Source organism: Halorubrum sp. AJ67 (genome assembly GCF_000513435.1).
The window spans coordinates 221,331-226,357 of record NZ_CBVY010000002.1 but is presented as its reverse complement, the minus strand read 5'-3'; the positions used below and the strand labels follow the sequence as shown (position 1 = coordinate 226,357).

General features: G+C 62.6%; 5 protein-coding genes and 1 pseudogene. 1 reads left to right on the top strand and 5 read right to left on the bottom strand.

The window, feature by feature from the left end; all coding sequences use genetic code 11:
* Positions 1 to 417: 417 nt before the first annotated feature.
* The 3 genes and pseudogenes from BN903_RS02995 to BN903_RS17115 all read right to left on the bottom strand — a co-directional run bounded on the left by BN903_RS02995 (position 418) and on the right by BN903_RS17115 (position 2,208).
* Positions 418 to 822, bottom strand: a complete 405-nt coding sequence (locus BN903_RS02995; protein ID WP_048076311.1) for a helix-turn-helix domain-containing protein — start codon at positions 820 to 822, stop codon at positions 418 to 420.
* A 171-nt stretch (positions 823 to 993) separates the two neighbouring features.
* Positions 994 to 2,054, bottom strand: a pseudogene (locus tag BN903_RS02990) (sulfite exporter TauE/SafE family protein).
* On the bottom strand, positions 2,044 to 2,208 hold the full coding sequence (locus BN903_RS17115) for a hypothetical protein (protein ID WP_195155692.1): 165 nt from the start codon (positions 2,206 to 2,208) through the stop codon (positions 2,044 to 2,046). The pseudogene BN903_RS02990 and the gene BN903_RS17115 overlap by 11 nt, the downstream one beginning before the upstream one ends.
* A gap of 262 nt (positions 2,209 to 2,470) precedes the next feature.
* On the opposite strand from BN903_RS17115, the gene BN903_RS02985 reads away from it, so the two are divergent.
* Positions 2,471 to 3,313 (top strand): universal stress protein, encoded by an 843-nt coding sequence (locus tag BN903_RS02985; protein WP_048076470.1) that lies wholly within the window; start codon positions 2,471 to 2,473, stop codon positions 3,311 to 3,313.
* A 13-nt stretch (positions 3,314 to 3,326) separates the two neighbouring features.
* On the opposite strand, the gene BN903_RS02980 is transcribed toward BN903_RS02985, so the two are convergent.
* Both BN903_RS02980 and BN903_RS02975 read right to left on the bottom strand, forming a co-directional pair.
* On the bottom strand, positions 3,327 to 4,502 hold the full coding sequence (locus BN903_RS02980) for an inorganic phosphate transporter (RefSeq protein WP_048076310.1): 1,176 nt from the start codon (positions 4,500 to 4,502) through the stop codon (positions 3,327 to 3,329).
* A 15-nt stretch (positions 4,503 to 4,517) separates the two neighbouring features.
* On the bottom strand, positions 4,518 to 4,979 hold the full coding sequence (locus BN903_RS02975) for a YeeE/YedE family protein (protein ID WP_048076469.1): 462 nt from the start codon (positions 4,977 to 4,979) through the stop codon (positions 4,518 to 4,520).
* Positions 4,980 to 5,027: the final 48 nt, after the last annotated feature.

The following is a 5,027-nucleotide window of genomic DNA, read 5'->3' as shown; positions in this document are numbered from 1 at the left end:
GGCAGCAGGCGGTCGGACTCCACCGCGGCCGCCGCCACCGCCGGGTTGTCCGCGATCCGCAGGTCCTTGCGGTGCCAGACGACGGTCCCCGGCGACTCCGACTCGGTCGCGGCTGCCGCGACGGCTTCCCGGTCCGGCGTGGTCGGGAGCGGAGCGTCGTCCGGCGAACCCATCTCGTCGTGGCCTTCGGCGCGTCCGACAAAGGGTCTGTCGGCGGTCGTCGGACCGCCCTCGACGGTTCTCCGGGAAACGTTCGGGACGGTTCCGACGCCCGATTCACGTAGTCGCCGAACCTAGCCGAGACTCTTGACGCTGGGCTCAGTTGGTCGAAAAACGGTCCAGACAGCAGAGGCGAAACAAGCGTGTTGTGCCGCATCAACGCTGCTGCGTCGACTCGTACGGGTGAGAAGGACGAGGTTAGCTTTCTGTAGCGGGAGCCGAAGTCTCGGCCTGCTCGTACTTGGTCTCGAACTCCTGGATGAGCTGGCCCATCTTGGCGTACCAGTCGTTGAGCATCCGCTGCATCTCGTCGGTGATCTTCGACGGGTCCGTCGGCGAGTAGACGTGGTAGTAACCGCCCTGATCGTAGTTGATCTGCTCCTTCTCGATGAACCCCGTCTGGAGTAGGCGCTGGACGGCCCGATACGCGGTCGAGCGCTCTCGATCCACGCGCTCGGCGAGTTCATCAACGGTCAGCGGTTCCCCTGACTCGACGAGCACCTGGTAGCACTCTCTGTCGAGATCCTTGAGCCCGTGGAAGCACTCCAACAGCCCCTCACACGCCATGTCCTGACGGAGCTGTTCAGCCATCGAATCTGGCATTGTAATCGATCCTACGTAAGTCCGCAGGCGTTAAAAGATTTTTGTACAGATTGTACAATTTTGTGGCAAACCGAGTAAGTGCGAGAGAACAGTACGAGGACCGCATTCGGTCCACTGAGAGTATGGAGTAAATCGACGAACCGATCGAATAGCGGATTGACGCGTAACAGATTAGTCTGCGGCTGTAGTCGCCTGACGACGGGTTGTACGGAGTGAGGCAACCGTCGTGTAGAGGATCGCGAAGGCGACGACGACTGCCGCGCCGATGACGAGCACCAGTCCGACCAGTTCGAGCGTCGAGTTACCGAGGTAGGACCCGACCTCGCCGATACCCACCGCGACGGCACCGATCAACAGCATCCCGCCGAAGTAAATCTTGATGCCGTCAGCGTCGACGACGGCAGTCGCAGCAGACCCGATACGCGCCCCGAGCGCGCTGCCGAACAGCAGCGGAGCGACGATACCGAGGTTCACGCCGCCGCCCTGTCCGTAGAGGTAACTCCCGAGGCCACCGGAGAAGACGATCTCGAAGAGGTCGGTGCCGACGGCGACGGGCACCGGGACGCCGATCGCGTAGATCATCGCCGGCATCCGGATGAACCCGCCACCGACGCCGAGGAAGCCCGATAGGAGGCCGGTCGCGAAGGCGACGGCGGTGATGACCCACGCGGAGACGGGGACGTCACCGCGAAGCGTCACCATCGGCGGAACTCGGACGGTCTGCTGAATCGTCTTGGCGACTTCGGGAATCTCGTACTCGCTGAGGTCCTGATCGGCCGCCTCGTGGTCGGTCCCACTCCCGCCATCACCGTTCAACGCATCGCGGGTCACCATCGCGCCGACACCGCCGAGCAGAACGACGTAGGCGACACTGATGATTCCGCCAGCGAGCCCAAGAGATTCGAGGTAGTAGACGCTCGCGCGACCAACTTCGATGCCGATCGTCGTCCCCGTGATCATGATCGCGCCGAGTTTGTAGTCGACCTGGCCGAGGTCGTGGTGTTTGAGGGTCGCGATGACGGCCGTCCCGAAGACGAACGCCATCCCGCTGCCGACCGCGACGGGAGCCGGATAGTCCAGCATCAGCAAGGCAGGGGTGACGAGGAAGGACCCGCCCATGCCGAAGAACCCGAACAGGACTCCGACGACGAGGCCGAACCCGACGAACAGTGCCACAGCATCTCGGGGCTGGTCCCCAAGATCCCGAGCCCGTCAAGTAGGCTACTGAGCACTCGCTTCACCTCCGACCAAGAGTTTCATGAGATACGGACCGAAGAGCCGTTCGAGACCACCGTAGCCGACGTACAGCACGATCGCTTCCAGTAGAATCGTGCCGATTAGCAAGGCCGTCTCCGGGTCCCACGTGGGAATCTCTAGTCCAGCCATCGATCCTCCCTCCGACTTCCCAATACGGTAATTCGCTGTTGGCACATTTCTGCTCAATTCCTCCTACCTCCTTCGTGCCTATAACGGTTTTGGGGTTACTATACAATACTATATTCCGGTAACCTCGGTTGGAGTACTGATAACTTACAGAAAACGTATGACTCTCCGGCAGGTCCGAAATTGAGCGGTGTACGTCTCGAGAGTAGACTACCACCTCAGGTTCCCCAAAACGGTGTTGTCCCTGCTCAGCGAAGGTGTCGACATGAGGGCCCTATGCGCGACTGATCTTTCGGCCGCGAGCGAGGCTGCGATAGAGAACGAGACCTGTCTCACGTGCCTGGCCCGTATTGGTGTCGACACGATCCATCTCGTGACAGTCGTCCCGGCGAACGTCCACTCCGGGATGCCCGGCGTGAACTTCGAGGAGCGGCGTCGACAAGGACTGGACCAATATCGCCAGGTGATCGAAGCCGCAGGGTTCGACGTCGAGACGCACGTCGTTCGCGGAACTCCCTATCGACGAATCAATGGCATCGCCGAAACCGTACACGCCGATCTGTCTGTCGTCGGATCGAGAGGGCAGAGTCCACTGAAGAACCGCATTATCGGTTCGACCGCACGGAACCTCGCACGGACGACCGTCGTGCCGTTATTGGTCAATCGCGTCGAGCGGGCAACAGACGAGCCCGATGTCCTCAGAGAACATCTCTTTCAGCGGATTCTCTTCGCGACGGATTTCTCGGAGAACGCCGACCGAGCGTTCGACGCCTTCTCATACCTCCGTCACGCGACCGAGGAAGCAACGCTCGTTCACGTTCGGTCGCCGAAAGACGAGGGCGTCGACGATGTCAGTCCACGAGAACAGTTGGCCGATCACGCGAGTACACTCGAAAACTGGGATATCGAGACACGGATCGAGGTCCGACAAGGAGACCCAGCTGCTGAGATCCTTTCCGTCGAAGCGGAGGTAACGCCGTCGACGATCCTCGTCGGGTCGAAGGGGCGAAGTCGTATTCGCCGGCTCCTGTTGGGTAGTGTCTCTGAAGAGATCGTCGCACGGGCGACGGGAAACGTCTTCCTCGTCCCGCCGCCCCGAGCAGTCTGAGAAAAACAGGCGACTACAACAGCAGAAGGCTAGCGGCGTACGCGACACCGAAAGAGATCACGAACGACCCCACCCACGCTCCTACAGTCAAGAGTATTTTCCGACCGTCGACGGCGTTCCACCCGCCGACGGCCGCGCCGCTTCCGATGATCGCACTGACGACGATTTCGTTAAACGAGACTGGCACACCCAACAGGACGGCCAGCTGTGCGATCAGAAACGACGGGACGAGCGCGGAGATAGCGCGTCGCGGCCCGAGCGACGAGTAGTCCTGCGCGAGCGACTTGATCATCCGGGGAGCGCCCGTCCACGAACCCGCAAGCATCCCCAAGCCACCACCGACCAGCACCACGACTGTCGACACCATCTCAATCCCCCCTAGGAGTGGGATCAGGGGCCCGACTGCGAGTCCGACCTGACTGCCGCCCGCGGAGAACGCAACGAGTGAGCCGAGAGTGAGCAGCACGCGCTCTAGCCCTCCATGTTGGTCGCGACCGACGTCCCACCAGACGACGGCAGCGACAGCCACGGCGACACCACCAGTCACGACGAGCGCCGACGCACGGCCGTCGACTGCCAGTATCTGCTGTCCGGCTTCCCGAAGGGTTCCTGTGGAATTCTCCCCACCGAGGAAGCTGAACTCGATGTTCACGAGAACAGCGGTGACGAGCCCGACGAGAACGGGGATACTGTATCGTTCAGGGACGTCAGGCCGCGGGAGCAGACTCGCAATTGCGTACGCGATCCCGCCACCCACGAACGGCGTCAGCACCCAGACGACCGCGATCTGCTGATACTTCGCCCAGACCGGCGTCCCGCCGAGAGCGAGGCCGACGCCGATGACGGCACCGGTCACGGTGAATGCGGTCGCAATCGGGTACCCGGTGATGATGCCGACGGCCATCAGGCCAGCCCCCAGCACTAACACGAGGATAACGCCAGCAACGGGCATGCTCATCCCACCGACGAGTCCATTTCCGACAGCTTCCGAGACGTTTCCGCCCTGCGTGACAGCGCCGGCGAACCCGAAAACTCCGACCAGTAGCGCGGCTCGCATCGTCCCGATGGCGTTTGCCCCGACGGCGGGGGCGAACGGGGTTGCACCGCTCGATCCAGCGCCGATGACCCACGCCATGAACAGACTGGCGAGCGCTGCCCCGATGAAGAGGGCGATGAGAGCGGGGTCCATTGAGAGGGGAAGAAGTTAGTCGCCGCCCGCTGGGGCGGTGTCACGTGCCTGACCATGGCTGCGCCAGTAGCCCTGAGCGTACGCGCCGAGGAACATCCCGGCGAGCGCCCAGAGGATAGTGACGTTGCCGACGCCGAGGCTCGCGTACGCTGCCCCGGGACAGATTCCGGAGAGTCCCCAGCCAACGCCGAAGATGGCTCCGCCGACGAGGACGTTCCGGTCGAACGGCTTCAGCCGCCGCTCGTAGGGGTTACCGGTGAGCGGCGCGGCATCTCGAATCCGGGGGAGCAGCGCGAACGCGACCCCGGAGACGATAGCGGCACCGAACATCACGAACGGCAGGCCAAGGTCGTCGAACTGGAGGAAGTTCAGCACGACCTCCGGGCGCGCCATGTGGCTGAACCCGAGTCCGAACCCGAAGATCAGGCCGCCAATGAAGATCAGCGGCTTGAACAGCGGATGTCGGTCCTCGCTCACGCGTCGCTCCCTCCGGTCGCTCCCGTTCGCGCGTTCCGAGACGCTCCC

Excerpts from the sequence above, each read along its gene's own strand:
- BN903_RS02995 (WP_048076311.1), bottom strand. The coding sequence starts at position 822 with ATGCCAGATTCGATGGCTGAACAGCTCCGTCAGGACATGGCGTGTGAG.
- BN903_RS17115 (WP_195155692.1), bottom strand. The coding sequence starts at position 2,208 with ATGGCTGGACTAGAGATTCCCACGTGGGACCCGGAGACGGCCTTGCTA.
- BN903_RS02985 (WP_048076470.1), top strand. The coding sequence starts at position 2,471 with ATGAGGGCCCTATGCGCGACTGATCTTTCGGCCGCGAGCGAGGCTGCG.
- BN903_RS02980 (WP_048076310.1), bottom strand. The coding sequence starts at position 4,502 with ATGGACCCCGCTCTCATCGCCCTCTTCATCGGGGCAGCGCTCGCCAGT.